The 22545-nt window shown below is 34.8% G+C and carries 20 protein-coding genes and 1 pseudogene; 4 read left to right on the plus strand and 17 right to left on the minus strand.

Annotated features, from left to right (window positions below):
- Positions 1 to 145: 145 nt before the first annotated feature.
- The 11 genes and pseudogenes from gorA to ribE all read right to left on the minus strand — a co-directional run bounded on the left by gorA (position 146) and on the right by ribE (position 10091).
- A complete protein-coding gene (gene gorA, locus ACGH6Q_RS01905) occupies positions 146 to 1501 on the minus strand; it encodes a glutathione-disulfide reductase (RefSeq protein ID WP_411591626.1) in 1356 nt (451 codons plus the stop codon).
- Positions 1502 to 1734: 233 nt separating this feature from the next.
- Entirely contained in the window at positions 1735 to 3159 is a 1425-nt protein-coding gene (gene hldE, locus ACGH6Q_RS01910; RefSeq protein WP_411591629.1) for a bifunctional D-glycero-beta-D-manno-heptose-7-phosphate kinase/D-glycero-beta-D-manno-heptose 1-phosphate adenylyltransferase HldE, read from the minus strand.
- 46 nt (positions 3160 to 3205) lie between these two features.
- On the minus strand, positions 3206 to 3976 hold the full coding sequence (gene tatC, locus ACGH6Q_RS01915) for a twin-arginine translocase subunit TatC (RefSeq protein WP_065609060.1): 771 nt from the start codon (positions 3974 to 3976) through the stop codon (positions 3206 to 3208).
- A gap of 50 nt (positions 3977 to 4026) precedes the next feature.
- Positions 4027 to 4314, minus strand: a pseudogene (tatB, locus tag ACGH6Q_RS01920) (Sec-independent protein translocase protein TatB); the annotation flags it as partial.
- A 3-nt stretch (positions 4315 to 4317) separates the two neighbouring features.
- A complete protein-coding gene (tatA, locus tag ACGH6Q_RS01925; protein WP_051634208.1) occupies positions 4318 to 4551 on the minus strand; it encodes a twin-arginine translocase TatA/TatE family subunit in 234 nt (77 codons plus the stop codon).
- An 86-nt stretch (positions 4552 to 4637) separates the two neighbouring features.
- Positions 4638 to 6179, minus strand: a complete 1542-nt coding sequence (gene ubiB, locus ACGH6Q_RS01930; protein ID WP_411591632.1) for a ubiquinone biosynthesis regulatory protein kinase UbiB — start codon at positions 6177 to 6179, stop codon at positions 4638 to 4640.
- Between the two features lie 14 nt (positions 6180 to 6193).
- The gene (ubiE, locus tag ACGH6Q_RS01935) at positions 6194 to 6970 is read right to left on the minus strand and encodes a bifunctional demethylmenaquinone methyltransferase/2-methoxy-6-polyprenyl-1,4-benzoquinol methylase UbiE (protein WP_411591634.1); all 777 of its coding nucleotides are present in this window, start codon (positions 6968 to 6970) and stop codon (positions 6194 to 6196) included.
- Between the two features lie 62 nt (positions 6971 to 7032).
- Positions 7033 to 7968, minus strand: coding sequence for a multifunctional transcriptional regulator/nicotinamide-nucleotide adenylyltransferase/ribosylnicotinamide kinase NadR (gene nadR, locus ACGH6Q_RS01940; RefSeq protein ID WP_174798646.1), 936 nt, complete (start codon positions 7966 to 7968; stop codon positions 7033 to 7035).
- Positions 7969 to 8119: 151 nt separating this feature from the next.
- Positions 8120 to 9175 (minus strand): TrmH family RNA methyltransferase, encoded by a 1056-nt coding sequence (locus ACGH6Q_RS01945; protein ID WP_411591637.1) that lies wholly within the window; start codon positions 9173 to 9175, stop codon positions 8120 to 8122.
- Between the two features lie 21 nt (positions 9176 to 9196).
- The gene (gene nusB, locus ACGH6Q_RS01950) at positions 9197 to 9616 is read right to left on the minus strand and encodes a transcription antitermination factor NusB (protein ID WP_034911540.1); all 420 of its coding nucleotides are present in this window, start codon (positions 9614 to 9616) and stop codon (positions 9197 to 9199) included.
- A 4-nt stretch (positions 9617 to 9620) separates the two neighbouring features.
- Positions 9621 to 10091, minus strand: a complete 471-nt coding sequence (gene ribE, locus ACGH6Q_RS01955) for a 6,7-dimethyl-8-ribityllumazine synthase (RefSeq protein ID WP_034911536.1) — start codon at positions 10089 to 10091, stop codon at positions 9621 to 9623.
- Positions 10092 to 10492: 401 nt separating this feature from the next.
- Here ribE and lpcA point away from each other — a divergent pair, with 401 nt between their 5' ends.
- Entirely contained in the window at positions 10493 to 11071 is a 579-nt protein-coding gene (lpcA, locus tag ACGH6Q_RS01960; RefSeq protein WP_411591640.1) for a D-sedoheptulose 7-phosphate isomerase, read from the plus strand.
- A 1-nt stretch (position 11072) separates the two neighbouring features.
- On the plus strand, positions 11073 to 11852 hold the full coding sequence (locus tag ACGH6Q_RS01965; RefSeq protein ID WP_411591643.1) for a class II glutamine amidotransferase: 780 nt from the start codon (positions 11073 to 11075) through the stop codon (positions 11850 to 11852).
- Between the two features lie 219 nt (positions 11853 to 12071).
- On the opposite strand, the gene ACGH6Q_RS01970 is transcribed toward ACGH6Q_RS01965, so the two are convergent.
- The 5 genes from ACGH6Q_RS01970 to pncB form a co-directional block, all read right to left on the minus strand.
- Positions 12072 to 12530: a methylglyoxal synthase gene (locus ACGH6Q_RS01970; RefSeq protein WP_065589447.1), complete on the minus strand. Its 459-nt coding sequence runs from the start codon at positions 12528 to 12530 to the stop codon at positions 12072 to 12074.
- Between the two features lie 140 nt (positions 12531 to 12670).
- Positions 12671 to 13813, minus strand: a complete 1143-nt coding sequence (locus ACGH6Q_RS01975) for a porin (protein WP_034911519.1) — start codon at positions 13811 to 13813, stop codon at positions 12671 to 12673.
- Between the two features lie 300 nt (positions 13814 to 14113).
- Positions 14114 to 15316 (minus strand): porin, encoded by a 1203-nt coding sequence (locus ACGH6Q_RS01980; protein WP_085164238.1) that lies wholly within the window; start codon positions 15314 to 15316, stop codon positions 14114 to 14116.
- A 284-nt stretch (positions 15317 to 15600) separates the two neighbouring features.
- Complete coding sequence (asnS, locus tag ACGH6Q_RS01985) at positions 15601 to 17004, minus strand: asparagine--tRNA ligase (protein WP_411591646.1); 1404 nt, start codon at positions 17002 to 17004, stop codon at positions 15601 to 15603.
- Between the two features lie 161 nt (positions 17005 to 17165).
- Positions 17166 to 18359, minus strand: a complete 1194-nt coding sequence (gene pncB, locus ACGH6Q_RS01990) for a nicotinate phosphoribosyltransferase (protein ID WP_411591647.1) — start codon at positions 18357 to 18359, stop codon at positions 17166 to 17168.
- 158 nt (positions 18360 to 18517) lie between these two features.
- Here pncB and pepN point away from each other — a divergent pair, with 158 nt between their 5' ends.
- Both pepN and ACGH6Q_RS02000 read left to right on the plus strand, forming a co-directional pair.
- Positions 18518 to 21151 (plus strand): aminopeptidase N, encoded by a 2634-nt coding sequence (gene pepN, locus ACGH6Q_RS01995; RefSeq protein WP_411591649.1) that lies wholly within the window; start codon positions 18518 to 18520, stop codon positions 21149 to 21151.
- Positions 21152 to 21280: 129 nt separating this feature from the next.
- Positions 21281 to 21610, plus strand: coding sequence for a rhodanese-like domain-containing protein (locus ACGH6Q_RS02000; protein WP_411591651.1), 330 nt, complete (start codon positions 21281 to 21283; stop codon positions 21608 to 21610).
- Between the two features lie 49 nt (positions 21611 to 21659).
- Here ACGH6Q_RS02000 and ACGH6Q_RS02005 read toward each other — a convergent pair whose 3' ends face one another.
- Entirely contained in the window at positions 21660 to 22508 is an 849-nt protein-coding gene (locus tag ACGH6Q_RS02005; RefSeq protein ID WP_141671398.1) for a MetQ/NlpA family ABC transporter substrate-binding protein, read from the minus strand.
- Between the last annotated feature and the right edge of the window lie 37 nt (positions 22509 to 22545).

Genomic DNA, 22545 nt, shown 5'->3' on the forward strand with positions numbered 1-22545 from the left:
ATGGTTGTTTTTTGCAGAATTATTATAACTCACATCATGCCGTCTAAAAAATAATCACGAAAGATCAACACGCCCTAATATATAAAAATATTAACAAAAAAGCAGGACTAATAGCCTGCTTTTTTATTACTACTATCGGTCGTTTTTAACGCATGGTAACAAACTCTTCGGCAGCAGTTGGGTGAATAGCCACCGTATTATCAAAGTCTTTTTTAGTTGCTCCCATTTTAAGCGCTACTGCAAAGCCTTGTAACATTTCGTCCATTCCGTAACCAATGCCATGAATACCAACAATTTTTTCATCTCTCCCCACGCATACTAATTTCATTCGACAAGGTTGTCGATGCTGTGTTACTGCGGTGTACATTGCTGTAAATGTTGATTTATACACTTTTACGTTTTCTTCACCATACTGCTGTATTGCTTCCGGTTCAGTCAATCCTACTGCACCAATTGCAGGATGAGTAAATACGACGGTCGGAATATTACTGTAATCTAAATGTTCATCAGGTTTATTGTTAAATAACCTTTCTGATAAGCGGCGCCCTGCGGCAACTGCAACAGGTGTTAGCGCTATAGCGCCTGTAATATCATCACCGACAGAATAGATGCCCGGGACATTGGTGTTTTGGTATTTGTCGACGATAACAAAACCTTTATTATCAACCGCAATTCCTGCCGCCTGTAAATTCATGTCATTTGTTGCTGGATCACGTCCAATCGCCCAAATTAAACAATCAACTGTGTAACTTTCGCCATTTTCGAGGTTTAATGTTAGTGAATTATCACTATTTTTAATTACCGATTTTGGAACCGCAAAAGTATGTAATTGTTGTCCTTCAGTAGTAATAACTTCCATTAAGGTTTCAATAATAAGCGGATCAAAAGATCGTAGTGGTGTAGCATTGCGAACAAATTGATGTGTTTGTGCGCCCAAAGCGTGTAATACGCTTGCTATTTCGCAAGCAATATAACCTGCGCCAACAACTGCCACACGTTTTGGCAAGGCTTTTAGAGCAAAAAAGCCATCTGAAGTAATGCCATATTGCGCACCTGGAATATTGGGAATGCTTGGTTTTCCGCCAACAGCAATTAGAATATGATCAGCACTATAGTGTTCACCATTTACCTCAACGGTGTGAGAGTCAACAAATTTTGCATAGCCATGAATGACGTCAACTTTGTTATTAGTAAGTACCCGATCATAAGACTGATGAATGCGATCAATATAAGCAGTTCGACTAGCAATTAATTTATCCCAATTAAATTGATTAATAGTGGTATCAAAACCGTAATCAGGACCATAATGTTTAATAGCTTCTGCAATTTGAGCACCATACCACATTACTTTTTTGGGTACACAACCAACATTAACACAGGTTCCACCTAATAATTTAGCTTCAATAATGGCACATTTTTTTCCATAGGACGCAGCTCGATTAATTGATGCTATCCCTCCACTACCACCACCAATGGCAATGTAATCATAATGTTTGGTCATAAAATATCCTTAATACTCTTTTTCGTTATTTGCTTATTAGCTTTGCATAAAGATCACAATAAAAAAAGTATTAATTTTGAAATTTAACAATAGTTATTATCGATTAATTAAAGTTGTATTAATTTTTTTTGCCGATTTTTATCTTAAATAAGAATTAACTAAGGTTATTAAGAGCTGAAAAGCCGATCAGCTACTTATTTCCAAGTAGCCAATTTTATTTGTGATTATTTAGCTTAGCGTGTTTTTATTGCATTAATAATGTTGGTTGTTGAACATCCATCTTCAAAATTGAGCACTTTAACAGTTCCACCAGCAGCAATAACTTCTTTACCGCCTGCTATATCTTCAGGTTTATAATCGCCACCTTTGACTAATACATCGGGTAAAATAGTGGCTATTAATCGCTGTGGTGTTTCTTCCTCAAATGGTACGACCCAATCAACTGAATCAAGTGCACCTAATACAATCATTCGTTGCATAAGTGGGTTTATTGGTCTTGATTCACCTTTTAACTGCTTAACCGAGGCATCGCTGTTCACAGCAACTATTAGACGATCACCAAGTTTACGCGCATTAGCAAGGTAAGAAACATGTCCTGCGTGTAAAATATCAAAGCAACCATTGGTCATGACAATTTTTTCACCACGCATCCGTGCTTTTTGAACTTCTTCTTTGAGTTCTTCTTCTGTCATTACACCAAATCCGTCATCGGCACGTGCTCGAATGGCATTACTTAACTCTACTTGTGATACTGTTGAAGTGCCAAGTTTACCAACAACAACACCCGCTGCCGCATTGGCTAAGAAACAGCTTTCCTCTAAAGATTGCCCTGCGGCTAAAGCTGCAGCTAATGTGGCAATTACAGTATCGCCAGCACCTGTTACATCAAATACTTCTTTAGCTTGAGTCGGTAGATGATAAGTTGGTTTATCTAATTGAAGCAATGTCATGCCTTTTTCGCTTCGTGTAATCAATAGCGCTTTTAGTTGGTACTGTTTAATCAGTTGGTGGCCTTTTTCTATGATTTCATCTTCACTTTGACAATGACCAACTACCGCCTCAAACTCTGACATATTAGGGGTTAAGATTGTTGCACCACGGTAACGTTCAAAATCAGTCCCTTTAGGATCAACTAGAATCGGTACATTTGCTTGATTAGCAAGCTTAATCATTGCTTGAACTGCTGATAATGCTCCTTTAGCATAGTCCGACAGAACCAATACTTTATGCGTCGCCAATGCTGTTTGAATACGCTCAAGAATAGGAGTTGCATCAATATTGCCAAATCCTTCTTCAAAATCAATACGGATCAATTGTTGATTGCGTGATAAGACTCGTAGTTTAGTTATGGTTGGGTGTGTTGAAACAGAGACAAAATCACATTGAACTTTGTGTTTACTTAGCTGTTCATCAAGAATTTTGGCTGGTTCATCAATACCTGTTAATCCGATTAGTCTCGCGTTACCACAAAGCGATGTAATATTCATAGCAACATTAGCCGCACCACCTGGTCGCTCTTCTAAAGAGTCAATTTTAACTACAGGTACTGGCGCTTCGGGGGATATCCGATTAGTTCCTCCATACCAATAGCGATCTAACATAATATCGCCTACAACTAATACATTGGCACAATTAAAATCAGGTAATGAGGTCTTCATTATGACTTGTTATCCTTAATTATTCAGTTAATTCATCTTTTATCTGTTAACTATCTTTATCAGATTCATAACTGTCGTTATCTTCTGTTTTGTCATTTTTTCGTGGTTGATAAAAACGGGCAAAAAAAGTGCCGATTTCAAACAGTAAACAGATAGGTACAGCTAGTAATATTTGTGAAAATACATCGGGAGGTGTAACAAACATTGCAACGGCAAACACTCCAACAATTATATAAGGGCGCTTTTTTCGTAGACTTTTAGGCGTAGTTATTCCTGTCCAACAAAGTAGTATAATGGCAACTGGCACTTCGAAAGCAAATCCAAAAACAATAAAGAGTGTCATTACAAAATCAAGGTATTTTGTAATATCTGTATTGATAGCTACATCAATAGGTGCAGTGTGAATAAAAAAGTAAAATGCTAGTGGAAACACCACAAAGTAAGCAAATGCGATACCAAGATAAAAGAGAATTGTGCTTGATACAATTAACGGCATTACAAGACGTTTTTCATGTTGATATAGTGCTGGTGCGATAAATCCCCAAACTTGATACAGTATGTAAGGAATTGAGATAAATATTGCCACCACCGCAGTTAGCTTAATTGGGGTAAAAAATGGTGCTGCAATATCTGTTGCTATCATGCTACTACCTTGAGGTAATTGGCTGATAAGTGGATTTGCCACGATATGATAAATATCATTGGAAAAATAGAGTAAGCAAGCTAATACTAGCAAAATACAGATAATAGAGCGTAGAAGCCGTGTTCTAAGTTCAACAAGATGTCCAATTAATGGTTGTGTAGCGTCGTCGGTCATGATTTATTTTTATCTGAGTGAGAGTGAGAATCGATCAGCGTTGCAGAGTCGATCTCGTTTTGTAATGATTCTGTTACGCGCTTTAAATCATCAATTGATTCTTGAATCTCTGGCGTAAGTGTTGTTAAACCACTTTGTTCAGCCTTTTTTAGACTGTCTTGTAACTCTTGCAGTTTAAGTTCTTTATTTAATTCTAACTGTACAGTAGCAGACATTCGGCGGAGTACTTTTATCCATCCTGCAACTGTTTTTATGGCAATAGGTAACCTTTCTGGCCCTAAAACCACTAGACCAATAATTAATACCAATAGTAACTGACCAAAGCTGATGTCGAACACGGGTTACTCTTTTTTGCTATTGTTAGTATCTGTATTGTTAGTATCTGATGAGTCAATATTCTCGACTTTTTGTAAATTGTCTTGCTCTTTTTGGTCGTGGCCGTCATCATCATTCATCGCTTTTTTAAAGCCTTTAATTGATGCGCCAAGATCGGACCCTAATGTTCGTAATTTTTTTGTTCCAAATAACAAAACAACAACAGCAACTAATATGAGGAGTTGAGGCAAGCTTGGCATCATGATAATTATCTCCAGTAAGGTTAATACCTAAATTATACACACAAACTACAATTTTCCCAAATAACTAGTTTTGTGCTCAATTCTTAATGCACAATTAGTATAATAATACATAATGCACAAAATAGTGCAATCGCTGTATATAAATTTCGTTCACGCTTTTTACTACGCTGAAGTTCTTGATTGATTTGCTGTAATTGAACATTCATTTGTTTGGAAATTCGTTCATAATCATTTAATTTTTCTGGTAACTGTGGCAACATGACCCGCCACTGAGGCAACGATTCCCAAGCTTGTTGTAGTATCTTTTTAGCACTATATTTATCTCGATACCACTTTTCTAAAAACGGCTTTGCTGTTTGCCACAAATCAAGTTCTGGATAAAGCTGACGACCAAGTCCTTCAATATAAAATAGCGTTTTTTCAAGTAAGGTTAGTTGGGGTTGGATATCCATGTCAAATTGGCGTGCAACTTGAAATAATTGCAGTAAAATCTGTGAAAATGAGATTTCAGAAAGTGGTTTTGAAAATGCGGGCTCACATACATTGCGCATTGCCATTTCAAGTGCAATAACATCTGTTGTTGCTGGTACCCAGCCTGATGCAATATAGGTTTCGGCTATTTTTCGATAATCTCGATTGAAAAATGCTAAGAAATTTTCTGCAAGATAGCGTTGATCATCAGCACTTAATATACCAACAATCGCACAATCAATACCAATATAACGTGGATTTTGTGGTTCTGTAATATCAACAAAAATGTTGCCTGGATGCATGTCAGCATGAAAAAAGTTATCACGAAACACTTGGGTAAAAAAAGCTTGTACTCCTCGTTCTGCAAGTAATTTCATATCAACATTATTTTGCTTTAACTGATCGATATCTGCAATGGGGATCCCTTTAATGCGCTCTTCAACCATCACATTTTTTCGACATAAATCTTGGTAAACATAAGGGATATATAAAATGTCGCTATTGATAAAATTATCGCGTAATCTAGCCGTGTTGTAAGCTTCTTTTTGTAAATCTAACTCTTTTAATAGTGTCATTTCATAATCATGCACTATTTCAACCGCTCGTAATTTTTCGCCTGATTCAATCCGCTTAGTTAATTGTTTAGCCACCCAATACATCAAACTAATATCGGCTTGGATAACGTGTAAAATGTTAGGACGCAATACTTTGATAACTACTTCGGCTTGACTACGTTTTAATATCGCCTTATGAACTTGTGCTATTGATGCTGATGCTATTGGTTTTTCGTCAAAATCTGCAAAATAATAATCAATTGGCTGCTCTAAAGCTGACTCAATTATTTGTTTGGCAATTTTACCGTCAATAGGGTTAACTTGGTCTTGTAATTTTGCCAAAGCATCGGCTATGTGTTTTGGTAAAATATCTCGTCGAGTTGAGATCATTTGTCCAATTTTCACCCAAACTGGACCTAGTTCTTGTAACGCTAGTTGTAAACGTTCACCGATTTCTTGATGTTTTGCTTTAGCTCTAACCCAAAACATACAAAATAATAAAGTACGCAACCATTTTGATGAACGATGTTTTGGCAACAATTCATTTAATTGATAAGCTCGGAATACAGTTAATATTTTAAACAGTCTAAAAAATGTCATTATTATTCATCGCATCAAAATTTAAAGCCAGTATGTAACGCAACTATACCACCAGTCATATTGTGATATTTCACATCGACAAATCCTGCATCTTCCATCATTTTTTTCAATGTATTTTGATCAGGATGCATACGGATAGATTCAGCTAAATAACGGTAACTTTCAGAATCATTTGCCACTATTTTCCCCATCAATGGTAACATGGTAAATGAGTATAGATCATACGCTTTATTCAGAATTTGATATTGCGGTTTAGAGAATTCAAGAATTAATAAACGCCCGCCAAGTTTTAATACTCGCCACATGGATCGTAATGCTTTTTCTTTGTCGGTGACATTACGTAATCCAAATGAAATAGTAACACAATCGAAATAGTTATCTGCAAAAGGTAATTCCTCGGCATTAGCTTGTACATATTCAATGTTTTTAAATAAGCCTTTGTCACGTAGCTTATCTCGTCCCACTTTTAACATCGATTCGTTAATATCAGCTAACACAACCAATCCATCATCACCAACAAGTTGCGAGAATTTTGCCGTTAAATCACCAGTGCCTCCTGCCAAATCTAAAACTTTTTGACCTTTACGCACGCTACTATATTCAATGGTAATTTTTTTCCAAATACGATGTATGCCAAATGACATTAGATCATTCATAACATCATATTTATCAGCAACAGAATGAAATACTTCAGCAACACGTTTTACTTTTTCTTGTTTGGGAACTTGTTTGTAACCAAAATCAATTTTTTCTTGATTTGTATCGTCTTGTTTGTCAGAAGATTGAGACATAAAAATTTACCTATCACAAATATTTGACTTATTTTAACATAAGCCACAATAAATGTGATGAACTAAATCAATAATGCTTCAACCTCTTTTGTGATTGTTTCAAAATGTTCCAGCCGTGAGGATTTTGGATTTAAATCTTTTTCATGAATGACTAAATCAAAATGATAACTGTCTTTAAAAGCTTTTAAAATTTTATTATCTTTTTGAAATAATTGATGGTAGTACTGTGCTAATGTTTCAAAATCAATTGAGGTAAAAACAACCTTATTGGCGCTTTCAACAGCTTTTGAAATCCGTTCTACATGTAACATCGCAATTTTCATAAAATCGGATTCACTCAAATAGCGTTTGTTATGCTGAGTTAAGATTTCTCGCTCAATATAATTAATATAACCGTTAGGTACATATTGAGTATTATAAATATTGGCAAATTGAATAGGTAAATCACGAAATCTATTTTGACCAACAATAGCTACTTTTTTAACAAAAAAAGGTTTTGCTGCTTGTGCGATATAAGACCAGTTTTTATAAGGATTTTCACGGATTTGGGTTGCGCTGATGCTTATAAAATCTCGATTGGCATCAACAATGATTACCGGACAGCCAAAATAGAGTTCATGATTTTTGACATCTTGCGGTTCACTAGTAAATACTACGTTAGGCTTAATTTTATGTTCGGAAAGAATTTGCTTAACGCGACAACTCCAATCTTGCCATCCATTGGGATAAAATTCAATACCAGCTTCATCAAGTACATGGATATGAATATTGTGGCGATCTTTAAACGTCTCTTTTAACCATGAAAAGCGGTCGCTAACTTGTGGTTGTTTGGGTAAGCGGCTTTTATCAAATAGCTGCTTATCACGTGATTCCTCACAGCCCAATATGATATGTAACACATCAACTTGGCTCATTGCTTTTTCAATCAAATAAATATGACCACAATGTAAAGGATAAAACTTCCCAAAAATTAAACCAACTTTATGCTTTAAAGCCATAACCATTACCAATAACACACAATAACTAATAACAATTTACAGAAAAAAAAAGCAATTTCTAATCAAATCATGCTATTTGATATATTTTACCAATTAGTAAAATAACTTTTACCATACAAATAGTTGATAATAAAGATAAAATAATACTTTATTATTTTTGTAAATTAGATAATAAAATACCCGTTGCAACCGAAATATTTAACGCAGGCATGTTATCATTTCCCTTTAAATGGACAACAACATTAGCACAATTAATAAGTTTTATATTAATTTGTTGAAATATAACTAACGCAACTTTTTTATCAAACTTGATTTTATGCAATTCAGTTGATGCAATGGATTTTGCCTGACACGGTAATAACGCAACAACTTGGTAACCACGCTGTTTGAGCATATCAAGTGAAGCAACAAAATCATCACTTTTAATTGATTCAACAGCCTCAATACCACCTTCTGCCACACGCATGGCAGCGCCACTATCAAGTAAATTTGTTTGACGTAATATAACGCCATTAACACCATAAAAAGCAGCACTACGAATTAAGCCACCTAAATTATGGGGATTATGAACATCGTCAATAGCTAAAATACAATCACGATCTTTATTACTACTGTTTTCTAAATAATCCAATAAGGTAAGTGGGACACGTTTTTTTACAATTAGGCAGACACCGCCATGGTGTTGAGTTTGAGTTATTTTACTAATTTGCTCACTAGAGATAACATCATAACCTAACCGTTGTTTGACTAACCAGTCTATTAGATCTTTAAACTGATAAGTCATCTCTTGGGTAATAAATAGTTTAACAATAGCTGTGCGTCGATGTTTGAAAACTGCTTTACAGCTATTTTCACTATAAACTAAAGTTTCTTCTTTACGTTGGCGATAGCCATCATAACCAAAGGTCGGTACTTGATCATTAGCACGAACCTTTTTTTGCCATGGTGAATCATTATCGATAGATGATTGAGATTGATTAAGTTCAACATTAAACCGCTTTTTTGCAAACTCAGATTTATCATTTCGAGGTTTGAATGTTTCAATACGATCATGACGATCTCGTTTAGATTTCAACTGAAATGAATCATCTTTACGCTTCTCTTTCCATCGAGAGGGCTTTTCAATAGCCGAGCGAGAATGTTTTTTAGATTCACTATTTTTGGCGTAAAAAATAGATGGTTTATTTTTTTCGGTATTGTCGTTCATATCAATCTCACAATTAATCGGTTATCGCGTACGGATGGTTGGGGCTATTTTATCTAATACGCCATTAACAAATTTATGGCTGTCAGCAGCACCGAAGGTTTTTGTTAAATCAATGGCTTCATTAATTACCACTTTATAGGGCACATCTTGACGTTTCATTAATTCATATAGTGCGATTCTAAGTATCGCTAATTCAATTTGTCCTAATTCATCAACAGATCGTTCAGTGAGATAAGGCGTCATTTTATCATCTAATTCGGCAGTATTTTTTGCTACACCATTTAATAATTCACGAAAATACTTAGAATCGACGCCTTTCATATCTTGTTCTGCAATAAAACTTGTCTCAACATCAGCAAGATCGTTTCTAGAAACTTGCCAAGAGTAAATGGCTTGTACCGCACATTCTCTTGCTCGACGACGAGGATTAACTAATGCCACAAAATTACTCCTTAATTGCTTTAATAATATTTAGCATTTCCAGCGCAGTTAATGCAGCTTCAGCCCCTTTATTGCCTGCCTTAGTGCCTGCACGTTCAATTGCTTGTTCTATACTTTCGGTGGTTAAAATACCAAACCCTACTGGAATAGTGTTATCTAAACTTGTACTTAATAATCCAGAGCTTGATTCACCAGCAACAAAATCAAAATGCGCTGTACTACCACGAATTACGGTACCTAACGCCACAACAGCATCATATTTTTTTGACTGTGCGGCAACTTTAACAGCTAGAGGAATTTCATAAGCACCAGGAACCCAAATAACAGTGATATTTTTATCATCAACTTGTCCTATACGTGTCAATGCATCAATTGCACCATTTACTAGGCTATCATTAATAAAATGATTAAAACGCGCCACTACAATTGCAACTTTAGCTTTTGGTGCAGCAACTTTACCTTCAATCGTTTGCATATAATTTCCTTATTAATTCTATTTTATGCCATTTCACTCTGTTTTGCGTGAAAATTAATAAATAAATTGTATCACGAATTATAGACTTATCCTATTGGCAAATAGCGTTACGACCAAGTTCTACCCAATATATTATTTAAAATAAACGCAAAGAATTTAACTATTTGCAAATGTATTATTTGTTAAATTTAAAATTAATTTAAATTTTGTTGTTATTTCAACCATCATTATTAGAAACAACCTTAATTTATTTCTATTTCAATGTTTATTTTTGCACTTAATGGCATATTTACTAAATATGTTTTTACCAAAATAAGGAATCTTATTTTTATCGCTTGCAAGCAATTTTGAACAAACTACAATAGTCTATAAATTTATTTATTATTGATGGAGAAATACCTGTGTATATTGACAATATTCGTGATGAATTAAACCAAGCTATTGACGTATTAACTAATTTTGTTTCAGACGATAAAAATCTCCAACAAATCCAAAAAGCTGCTATTTTAATTGCTGATTCGTTTAAACATGGTGGTAAAGTTTTATCATGTGGTAATGGTGGCTCTCATTGTGATGCTATGCATTTTGCTGAAGAATTAACTGGTCGCTATCGTGATAATCGCCCTGCTTATCCTGCGATTGCCATATCAGATGTAAGCCACATTTCGTGTGTAGGTAATGATTTTGGATTTGATTCTATTTTTTCACGTTATGTTGAAGGTGTAGGTCAAAAAGGTGATGTGCTTTTAGGTATCTCAACTTCAGGAAATTCAGCTAACGTGCTTAAGGCTATTGAAGCAGCAAAACAAAAAGGGATGAAAATTATTGCGTTAACTGGTAAAGATGGTGGTAAGATGAATGGACTTGCCGATGTTGATATTCGTGTTCCACATTTTGGTTATGCCGATCGTGTGCAAGAAATCCACATCAAAGTTATTCATATTCTTATTCTGTTAATTGAAAAAGAGATGGCAAAATAATATGTGTGAATTATTGGGTATGAGTGCTAATGTGCCAACTGATATCTGCTTTAGTTTTACTAGCTTAATTAAACGAGGTGGGGACAAAGGTCCTCACAAAGATGGTTGGGGAATTACTTTCTACGAAGGAAAAGGTTGCCGAACATTTAAAGATCCAGAGCCTTGTAGCTATTCGCCTATTGCTAAAATGGTGAAAGAATATCCCATCAAATCTAAAGCTGTGATTGCTCATATTCGACAAGCAAATCGAGGCGGTGTCGCACTAGAAAATACCCACCCATTCACCCGCGAACTCTGGGGTAAAAATTGGACTTTTGCCCATAATGGACAATTAACCAATTACCAAAATTTAGATACAGGGCTTTTTCAACCAGTTGGAGAAACCGATAGCGAATTTGCCTTTTGCTATTTAATTAATCAATTACAGCAAAAATATTTACAAAAACCTGTCGATGATCTTGAGCTATTTAATTTTATTAAGCAATGTGCCGATCAATTAAGCCAACTAGGCATATTCAATATGCTACTTTCTGATGGGCAATATGTGTTTGCATATTGCACAACAAATTTGCATTGGATAACCCGTAAAGCACCATTTGGCAAAGCAAAATTATTGGACGAAGATGTAGAAATTGATTTTCAAAAACATACAACACCCAATGATATTGTTACTATCATTTCAACCTTACCATTAACTTCAAATGAGATATGGCAAAAACTTAATACTGGCGAAGCGATTTTATTTAAAGATGGCAAAATTAGCCAATCTTCCGCATTTTAATAGGGTGCTTGGTGACTCATTTTTAAATTGATAATGCAGATAACTTAAAGTTATCCATAACATTATAGGTTTTTAGCTAGAGCAATCAGCAATACTATTGCCAATAATATACCAAAACCTTGTGAACAAATTGCCGAAATCCTAACGCAAGACAATAAACAGATTATCAAGTAAAAGTATTTGCCGACCTGTTTTACGAATTTGAGACGGTATTGGCATTTATTTAACTCTTTGAGTTAAATAGTTTTGATAATCAGGAATTTCAATATCAACTTCTTGCGTAAAAATAGAGGACTGAATTAATGCATTAGCTGTGGATTGATTAGTGGCAACTGGAATATTCCAAACAGTAGATAATCGTAACAACGCTTTCACATCTGGATCGTGAGGTACAGCATTAAGTGGATCCCAAAAAAAGATTAAGATATCAATTTTACCTTCTGCAATTAATGCACCTATCTGCTGATCTCCCCCCATCGGACCACTTAACATTGGCGTGATATTTAATCCTGTTTCTTGCTTTATTAATGTTCCAGTAGTGCCCGTGCCACATAAATTATGACGAGAAAGCTCTTCACGATTTTTTTTACACCAATTTAATAAAGAATCTTTCAGATGATCGTGAGCAACTAAAGCAATATTTTTTTTAGCTAGTAATTTACGTGTGGTATATAGCATCATTGTATCCTAATTCATTATTATATTTTTTTAATTTTTAACAGAGTATTAATCAAAGCGCAAGGTTTATTTAATTGATAATAGATAATAGATAATAAAAAAGGCACCGAAGTGCCTTTTAAAAACAAAGATACAATCAATTAGAATTGGTAAATTAAACCAAGTGCTACTGTGTCTTTTGTTGTGCCCTTGATTTGTGATTTAGTAAATGAACCATCTTCATATAAAGCACGGCGTGCACCGATATCATCTTTATCTAACAAGTTAATTTTATAATCGATAATAGCTTGTAGGTTTTTGTTAAAGTCATAAGTTAAACCAACATCAACATATTTAGCTAAATCATTACCTTTAAGCCCTGCATCACTTGAATAACTAGATGCGTCTTTAACTTTATGTTGGATATAAGCAACAGATGGCGTTAAACGTCCTACTTCAAAGTCAATACCATATTGAGCAACTAATTCATAGCCTTTGGTTTTTAAATCATCAGCGCTACGAGTAGTTGAGGCATTATCCCAGCCATATTTTTGTTTACCTTGAATATATAACGCAGCTAAATAAAGGTTGTCGTTGTCATATTTAATACCAGCTGACCATGCTTTAGCATCTTTATGACCACCAGTTTGTGCATAACCAGCACCAACAGATAAACCAGTATCAAGCACATCCCAATCAACAACTGAACCCCATGCTTCAGCACTATTGCGTTTATCATTAAGAGTATAATTACCGAAATGACGTGTTGAGCTGTTATCTCCGTTATCCGCATATTGAACAGCAAAGCGTAAACCATTCACTAAGCCAAAGAAATCTGAATTACGGTAGGTTGCAACGGCTTTAGTACGAGCTGTTAATGCATAAAGATCATTATCAGAAGCATCACCACCAAATTCTGGTAAAACGTCAGTGTAAGATGTTAATGTTTTTAATACACCATCATTGCGACCATAGTCGAATGAACCAAAATCACCAAAGTTTAAACCAGCAAATGCATAACGAGTTTCATTATCAGCATTTTTACCTGTTTTTGCTTCATATTCCCAACGACCATAGCCAGTTACGCTGTCGGTCACTTGTGTTTGACCTGACATACCTAAACGTGCAGTGGTCTTGTCACCTTCACCTGTTTGGTTATTGCGATCAGTAATATAGTTTAATGCGTAAACACGACCATAAAAGTCAACTTTATTACCGTCTTTATTCCACACTTCAATAGAAGCGTTTGCTGTACCTGCAATTAAAAGTGCAGGAATAGCGATTGCTAATAGATTACGTTTCATTTTTTACCCTCAAAGGTATTTTATATTATTAAAGATGCAAATTGCTTTGCTCTGGTTTAACAAATAACTGCTAATAATCAGCAATTATATTATTACTGTGATAGCCATTTTGCCTAATAAACATGGCTCTAATGCCACATTGCCTATTTAACAATGGAATTTAGATTTATTCTGCGAATTTTCGAATATTTTAATACTTATTATAAATTTTTTTAGGCATAAAATGTTTTTTTAGGTGGGAATGAATTCAAAAGATGAAAAAAAAGGCACCTAAGTGCCTTTTTATAAGATATTAAGCGATTAGAATTGGTAAATTAAACCAACGCCTAACACATCTTTAGTACCTGGTTTAGTATCGTGACCACGTGGATTTTCAGTATTTGAAGCTGCACCAAAATCTTTACGATCAAGAAGATTGAATTTATATTCAACAATCGTACTAAAGTTCTTGTTTAAATCGTAAGTTGCACCTACAGATACATACTTAGCTTCTGGTGAATTGAAACCTCTATACTTCCAACGGTAACCATATTTTGAAAAATTATCATAATCAGAAGATTTAACTTTGTGTTGAACATAAGCTAGAGAAGGAGTTAAACGACCAACTTCAAGATCGATACCATATTGAGCAACTAATTCAAATCCTCTGACTTTTAAATCTGTATCTCTTATATGATAAACGTAATCACCAATTAATCCATAAGTACCAACCGCATTCTTATGTTTACTTTGGAAATAGTTAGCACCTAAATATAAATTATAGTTATCATATTTAAGACCAGTTGCCCAAGTACTTTGACGGCTATCACTTTTTGAAGTTTGAGCGTAACCTGCACCAGCTGTTAAACCAGTGTCAAAAATATTCCATTGAACATTTGCACCCCAAGCTTCTTTGGATTTATGGTTAATACGATCTTTAGTAGTACCTGATACAGGGTCTAACCATTTTTTATTCTCAATATCTTTAACTGCATCACCATTATCGGCATATTGTAATGCAAAGCTAATATCATCGGTTAAACCAAAGAAGTTATTGTTACGGTAAGTTGCAACAGCTTTAGTACGTTCTGAAAGAACATGCCATTCATTGTTTGCTGCATCGCCACCAAATTGTGGTAATACGTCAGTATAAGCAGTAATTGCTTTTAACACACCGTCATTACGACCATAGTCGAATGAACCAGCATCACCAAAGTTTAAACCAGCGAATGCATAACGTACTTCACTACTGCCGTCTTTACTTTTACCCGCTTTAGCTTCATATTCCCAACGACCATAACCAGTTACGCTATCAGTGATTTGAGTTTGGCCTGACATACCTAAACGAGCTGAAGTATCGTCACCTTCGCCTTTTTGACCACGGTCAGTGATGTTGTTAGCTGCTTTTACTCGGCCGTAAAAGTCAACTTTATTACCATCTTTGTTCCAAACTTCGATAGATGCATTTGCACCAGCTGCGACTAAAAGCGCAGGGATAGCGATTGCTAATAGATTACGTTTCATTTTTTACCCTCATGGTTATTTTTTAAAAAGACACTTCCATAAGTTTAGTGTCAATTTTCGTACAATAATTATTCATCCAAAAAATAATATTTTTATCTATTATTTTTCTACTTTTTACAGTAGTGTAAATTATGTATAAATTTTTTTTAAAATCAAGCGAACTTTTCATTAAATGTAGTGTCTAAGTCTAAATTTAAGCCTGTTTGATTGTTTTTTAAACTAAAACAGATTAATATCTACCTACTGTAACTCTCAATAAATTCTTGTTAGGGATTTTAATCAACTTAAAAGTTTGCATTACGCGGCGTTCTTGGGAATGGGATAACATCGCGCACATTTTGAACACCTGTTACATAAACAATTAAACGTTCAAAACCAAGACCAAAACCAGAATGCGGCACAGTACCGTATCGACGTAAATCACGATACCACCAATAATCTTCTTTTTTGAGTCCCAATTCGTCCATGCGCTTATCCAACATATCTAAACGCTCCTCACGCTGAGATCCACCAATGATTTCACCAATTCCTGGCGCTAAAACATCCATTGCCGCTACCGTTTTACCGTCATCATTCATACGCATATAAAACGCTTTAATATCTTTCGGATAATTTTTTACTACCACTGGTGCTTTAAAATGTTGTTCAGCTAAATAACGTTCATGTTCTGAAGCTAAATCAATTCCCCAGCTGACTGGGTTTTCAAATTTAGCATCACAATTTTGTAATATAGTGATAGCATCAGTGTAATCCACTTGAGCAAAATCAGCATTAATAAAGTTTTCAAGACGATTGATTGCTTCTTTATCGACATGCTGAGCAAAAAATTGCATATCATCAGCACGTTTTTCTAGCACTTCTTTAAACACATATTTCAACATATCCTCAGCAAGCTTAGCGTTATCATCTAGATCAGCAAATGCTACTTCAGGCTCCATCATCCAAAACTCAGCTAAATGACGAGTAGTATTTGAGTTCTCTGCTCTAAATGTTGGACCAAAAGTATAAACTTTAGAAAGTGCACAAGCATAAGTTTCAGCGTTTAATTGTCCTGAAACGGTTAAAAAAGCTTCTTTACCAAAGAAATCTTTATCAAAATCAACTTTACCATTATCAGATTTAGGCAGATTTAGCATATCAAGTGTTGAAACGCGAAACATTTCGCCCGCCCCTTCAGTATCTGATGCGGTAATAATAGGAGTTGATAGCCAATAAAAGCCACGATCATTAAAAAACTGATGAATTGCTTGCGCAAGCGTATGGCGTACACGCGTTATCGCACCAACAATATTGGTTCTTGCACGCAAGTGAGCCACTTCACGAAGATATTCAATTGAATGGCGCTTTGCTGCCATTGGGTAAGTTTCGGGATCGTCAACAAAGCCATACACTTCAACTTGCGTTGCTTGTAATTCATATTTTTGACCTTGACCTGGTGACTCCACTACTTTACCAGTGACTTTAACGGAACAACCAGCTGTTAGACGCAAGATTTCTTGTTCATAATTAGGTAAATTATTTTCAATAACAGCTTGAATAGGGTCAAAGCAGGAACCATCGTAAACAGCTAAAAATGAAATACCTGCTTTAGAATCACGGCGAGTTCTTACCCAGCCTTGAACTGAAATAGTGCTACCAACAGCAATTTTGCCTTGTAACACATCAACAATAGGTGCAACTGAAGTCATTTAATTATCCATCTCTACATTAATTTGTTTAAGTAATATTTAAAGTAATACAGATATATTCTAAAGACTATCCCATAACGAAATGGAATTCTTGAATAACTTGTTTCTTATTACTAATTTTTAGTTTCTAATATTAATAATAAGTTAAACATGAATTATTATCATTGTTTAACACTAAAAGTTCGTTTTAATTCATCAATAAAATCTAAATCCTGAGATATCGTTTTACCTGGACTATCTGATAGTTTAGCCACTGATTGATTGTTACATTCCGTTAATTTAAGCACAATGTTCAATGCTTTGGTATTGGCATCTTTAGATGGAATATCACAAGCTAAAAAACCACCGACGCCAAAAGATAATTTTACGCGATGATTAAAATGTTGATAGATTTTAATCGCCTTATCAAAATTTAAGCTATCAGAAAAAACCAAAAGTTTAGTTTGTGGATCTATGCCCAATTGCTGATAATGAGCAATTGCTTTTTCACCCCATTGAATTGAATCACCTGAATCATGACGAAGCCCTTGATAATGGGAAGCAAAATGCAAATCAAAATCACGTAAAAATGCATCCATTGTAATACAATCTGTTAATGCTATTCCTAAGTCATGAGGATATTCATCTAACCAAACTTGAAGAGCATTTCTTTGGCAATCTTGAAGATTAGCACTTAAACGTTGATGAGCTTGAAACCACTCGTGCGCTTGGGTTCCAACAGGAGTAAGCCCTAAACGATAAGCCAGTAAATAATTGCTAGTACTATAAAAGTTATGAAAGTGTGTTTTCAAATAACTGACAACTGCCTCTTGCACCGCAAACGAATAACGCCTACGTGTACCAAAATCCATTAAATTAAAGCCCGACATATCCATATTAGCTGTTTTTTCATTAAACAACGCCAATTTATCTTTTAGCCGAGCTAGTGCCTCAGAAACTCCAATATTAGGTGAACGATCTTTATGAACAATTTCACTGATAACGGCAAGTAATGGCACTTCCCATAGAATAACATCTAGCCATTTACCTTCAATTGTAATAGAAAGCACTCCATCTTCATTTTTTATAGTGAGCAAATCACTATTGAAACGCCATTTTTTAAGCCAATTTAAATAGTCAGATTTAAAAAAGGAAATATTTGATAAATAGTTAAATTCATCATCAGACAGCGCTAATGATTCCATTAATTTCACTTGACGTATTATTTCATCAACATATTGTCCCAATAAATCATCACTACGACAACGAAACTGGGCAACGACAGTTACCTCTGGGTAGTAATGAAATACAGCCTGCTGCATATGCAACTTATAAGCATCAGTATCTAATATTGATGTAATTATTGCTGGTAACATGTAAATTTAGTGCTATTGCTTTAAATAAAAATTTCAAAGATTATAGCAGAATAATAATGAAGATATAGATTAATTATGTAATAAGATTGTTTTTAATCGACTATAATATCGATCAGTATAAAATATAAATTGATTTCAAACCAAAAGGTCATAACAACATGAATATAAAAACACCTGAATCGCAGCCTATTGCCAAAAATCGTCTTGATTATAAATCACCCGATTTTACCATTACCGACATTGATCTTGATTTTGATTTAGCTCCCAAAATAACAACCGTCACAGCTCGTAGCCGTGTTATTAAGAAAAATAATGAAGTGGACAATTTAATTTTAGATGGTGAAGATCTTAAATTGATTTCTGTTAATATTGACGAACAACCATGGCATGATTATCAGCTCACAAAAGCTGGCTTAATCATTCAGCGTGTTCCAGCAGAATTTACATTAACGATTGTTAACGAAATTAAACCAATTGACAATACAGCACTTGAAGGATTATATGTATCAGGCGAAGCGCTCTGTACTCAATGTGAAGCAGAAGGATTCCGCCATATTACCTATTATCTTGACAGACCTGACGTTCTTGCTCGCTTTTCAACACGTATTACCGCGAATAAACAACATTATCCTTATCTACTTTCGAACGGTAATCGCATAGCGCAAGGCGAGCTTGCTGATGGACGTCATTGGGTACAATGGCAAGATCCTTTTCCAAAACCGGCTTACTTATTTGCATTAGTTGCTGGTGATTTTGATATTTTAAGAGATCAGTTTATCACGCAATCAAAACGGAAAGTTGATTTAGAAATTTACGTTGATAAAGGTAATTTAGATCGTTCGCAGTGGGCTATGACAAGCTTAAAAAATGCCATGCGTTGGGACGAAACACGCTTTGGGCTTGAATACGACTTAGATATCTTTATGATTGTAGCGGTTGATTTTTTCAATATGGGAGCAATGGAAAACAAAGGATTAAATATCTTTAATTCAAAATATGTGCTTGCCAAGCCACAAACAGCAACAGATGATGACTATTTAGGTATTGAAGGTGTAATTGGTCATGAATATTTTCACAACTGGACTGGTAATCGGGTAACCTGTCGCGACTGGTTCCAACTTAGTTTAAAAGAAGGATTAACTGTATTTCGAGATCAGGAATTTAGCGCTGATATGGGATCTCGTTCAGTAAAACGCATTGAGGATGTCAAACTTTTGCGCACCGTTCAATTTGCCGAAGATGCTAGCCCAATGTCTCACCCTATTCGGCCTGAACAAGTAATAGAAATGAATAACTTTTACACAGTCACCGTGTACGAAAAAGGCGCTGAAGTTATTCGAATGATGCATACTTTATTAGGAGAAGATAAATTCCAAGCAGGGATGAAACTTTATTTTAAACGCCATGATGGTAGTGCCGCAACTTGTGATGATTTTGTTGCAGCCATGCAAGATGCCTCAGGTATCGATTTAACTCAATTTAAATTATGGTATAGCCAATCAGGAACACCTGAATTAACCGTTACCGATAATTATGACGAGAAAAATCAACAATATACTTTAACAGTAGAACAATATACGCCAGCTACTCAAGATCAAGCACAAAAACAAGCTTTGCATATCCCACTTGATATCGAGTTATATCAACATAATGGTCAAATAATTCCACTGCAATACCAAGGCAAATCTGTTCACCATGTTTTAAATTTAACACAAAACAAACAACAATTTATCTTTGATAACGTAACTCAAAAACCGATTATTTCAGTATTACGTGATTTTTCAGCACCTGTTAAGTTAACTTATGATTATCAAGATAATGATCTTATTTTCTTAATGCAACACGCTACTAACGCATTTAGCCGTTACGATGCAGCTCAAATGTTATTAGCAAAATATGTTCGCTTGAATGTGAAAAATTATCAAGAAAATCAAAATTTAATGTTGCCTGATTCAGTATTAGATGCATTTAGAGCCGTATTGTTATCAGAAAAAACTGACCCTTTCCTTATTGCACAAATATTAACCTTGCCATCTGAAAACGAGTTGGCGAATTTATTTACTGTGGTTGATCCAATCGCAATTCATCAAGTGCGTCTATTTTTGTTAACTCATTTTGCAAACGAACTTTATGATGAATTATCAGCCGTTTATCACCACAATAAAACGTCACAATATCAAATTAAACATAATGACATTGCTAAGCGGTCACTTAAAAACTGTTGTTTAACTTTATTAGCTCATGCCGATGATAATTCGCACGCCAATACATTGGTTAACCAACAATATTATCAAGCAAATAATATGACTGATTGTTTAGCCGCCTTGAGTGTTGCTGTAAAAGCTGAACTTGATTGTCGAACTGAGTTATTGGCTAACTTTGATGACAAATGGCATCAAGATGGACTTGTTATGGACAAATGGTTAGCACTAAACGCAACAAGCCCAGAAAAGAATGTTCTTGTTACCGTGAAAAAATTATTAACTCACCGCTCATTTACACTCAGTAACCCAAATCGGATTCGTGCATTAATTGGAGCATTTGTAAATAATAACCCTGTGGCATTTCACGCTGAAGATGGCAGTGGTTATCAATTTTTAGTTGAAATTCTCACTGAGTTAAACAAAAAAAATCCGCAAGTTGCAGCAAGGCTTATCGATCCTCTAATTCGATTAAAACGTTATGACAAAAAGCGTCAAAAGCAGATGCGAAAAGCACTTGAGGCATTGCTAAAAATTGAAAATTTATCTAAAGATTTATTTGAGAAAATTAACAAGGCACTAGAAGCCTAAGTAGGAAATAGCATTCTGCAATATCGTTGTAGGATGCTATTAATAAATTTAAAATTGAAGTTAAAATTTTATACTTAAACGTATAGTTTCCTGAAACTTTTTTACAAGCACTTTAATAAGTTTTAAATAATGACAATAAAAGAAATCACTCCCACAGAACTTGCACAAAAATTAAATCAGCAAGATAATCTATTTCTACTCGATGTACGAGAACCCTATGAAATAGCCATTTGCAGTATTGGCAACGCAACTCATATTCCAATGAATATGATCCCTTTATATCTAGATAAAATCCCAGATGAAATCGATATTGTTATTTATTGTCATCACGGAAGACGTAGCCTAACTGTTGCTCATTATTTAGCAGAAAACGGTTTTGATCCTAACTTTCTCTATAATCTTACAGGAGGGATTGATGCTTGGGCGCTAACAATTGATAAACAGATGGCACGATACTAAAATGCCCGTTATAAAACGGGCTTTTCTTCATTACTTTACCTTGCTATGCTTATTCTTGAGGCATCACCCAATAACCATTTTGGTTATGTGTTTTCATATAATCTTTAAATTGTTGAGATTGATAAATACGCTTCACATCTTGAGCCCATCGACTATTTTCGTTTCCTTCATTCACTACAACCATAATTTCCAAATCAGGAATGATGGTTTCAGAAAGTAATGCTTTGTTCGAGTCAATATTAGCAGAATAAACAATGCTACCTGGAATTACCGCAAAATCTAATTCATTAAGCACTCTAGGAATATTGGCCGAATCCATTTCAATAATTTCAATCCCTGCAATATTTTGAGCAATATCATTTTTACTAACAATAATAGGATTTGTATTATTTTTTAATTTTATCCAACCAGCTTTTTCTAGTAGATTATATGAACGAGCTGCATTAGAAGCATCTTGTGGAATAGCAACTTTTGCTCCTGAAAAAACTTGCGTTAGTGAGGTGAACTTATTTGAAAATATTGCCGCAGGTACCGATGGTACATGCACAACCGATTTTAAATTTGCTTTACGCTGGGCATTAAACACATTCATATAAGCTGTGTGCTGTGCAACGGTTAAATCAATACTACCTTCACTTAAAGCTACGTCTGATTCAAGTAAATGCGGAAAATTCACTAATTTAACCTTATAACCCTCTGATTCAAGTATGGGTTTAACAGCATCATTAAAAAGATCGTTATATGGACCTGGTGATACGCCCATGCTAATTTCTTTTTTTGTCTGATTATCGACTGGTTTAGACGAATTATCACAACCAATAGTCAAAAACACTGAACTAGCAACTAAAACGACTGATATGTATTTAAATATTTTTTGTTTGATAAACGCATTTTTCATTTCAGCTATCCTCTATAAGCTATAAGCATAAAATACA

It is taken from the genome of Gilliamella sp. BG2 (assembly GCF_046635645.1).
Taxonomy (GTDB): Bacteria; Pseudomonadota; Gammaproteobacteria; order Enterobacterales; family Orbaceae; genus Gilliamella; species Gilliamella bombi.